The sequence below is a fragment of the Enterovibrio gelatinilyticus genome, assembly GCF_028683095.1.
GTDB classification, from domain to species: Bacteria; Pseudomonadota; Gammaproteobacteria; order Enterobacterales; family Vibrionaceae; genus Enterovibrio; species Enterovibrio gelatinilyticus.
Genome location: NZ_JAJUBC010000085.1, coordinates 1 through 1,112, shown reverse-complemented (window position 1 = coordinate 1,112; position 1,112 = coordinate 1). Strand labels below are relative to the sequence as shown.

Annotated in this window: 1 rRNA gene; it reads right to left on the bottom strand. The window is 54.0% G+C overall.

The annotated features are described in order from the left end of the window. Nucleotides 1–42 precede the first annotated feature (42 nt). Nucleotides 43–1,112, bottom strand: a 16S ribosomal RNA gene (locus LRP50_RS25290); the annotation flags it as partial.

Sequence of the window (1,112 nt, the reverse complement as noted above, 5' to 3'; positions counted from 1 at the left end):
AACCTATACAATTTGTGTGGACACTGGCATCGATAGTATCGTTAAGGAGGTGATCCAGCCCCAGGTTCCCCTAGGGCTACCTTGTTACGACTTCACCCCAGTCATGAACCACACCGTGGTAAACGCCCTCCCGAAGGTTAAGCTATCTACTTCTGGTGCAGCCCACTCCCATGGTGTGACGGGCGGTGTGTACAAGGCCCGGGAACGTATTCACCGTAGCATTCTGATCTACGATTACTAGCGATTCCGACTTCACGGAGTCGAGTTGCAGACTCCGATCCGGACTACGACATACTTTCTGGGATTCGCTCCACCTCGCGGCCTCGCTGCCCTCTGTATATGCCATTGTAGCACGTGTGTAGCCCTACTCGTAAGGGCCATGATGACTTGACGTCGTCCCCACCTTCCTCCGGTTTATCACCGGCAGTCTCCCTGGAGTTCCCGACATGACTCGCTGGCAAACAAGGATAAGGGTTGCGCTCGTTGCGGGACTTAACCCAACATTTCACAACACGAGCTGACGACAGCCATGCAGCACCTGTCTCAGAGCTCCCGAAGGCACACCAGAATCTCTTCCGGCTTCTCTGGATGTCAAGAGTAGGTAAGGTTCTTCGCGTTGCATCGAATTAAACCACATGCTCCACCGCTTGTGCGGGCCCCCGTCAATTCATTTGAGTTTTAATCTTGCGACCGTACTCCCCAGGCGGTCTACTTAACGCGTTAGCTCCGAAAGCCACGACTCTAGGTCACAACCTCCAAGTAGACATCGTTTACAGCGTGGACTACCAGGGTATCTAATCCTGTTTGCTCCCCACGCTTTCGCATCTGAGCGTCAGTCTTTGTCCAGGGGGCCGCCTTCGCCACCGGTATTCCTTCAGATCTCTACGCATTTCACCGCTACACCTGAAATTCTACCCCCCTCTACAAGACTCTAGCCTGCCAGTTCAAAATGCGGTTCCCAGGTTGAGCCCGGGGCTTTCACATCTTGCTTAACAAACCGCCTGCATGCGCTTTACGCCCAGTAATTCCGATTAACGCTCGCACCCTCCGTATTACCGCGGCTGCTGGCACGGAGTTAGCCGGTGCTTCTTCTGCAGCTAACGTCAAACGAA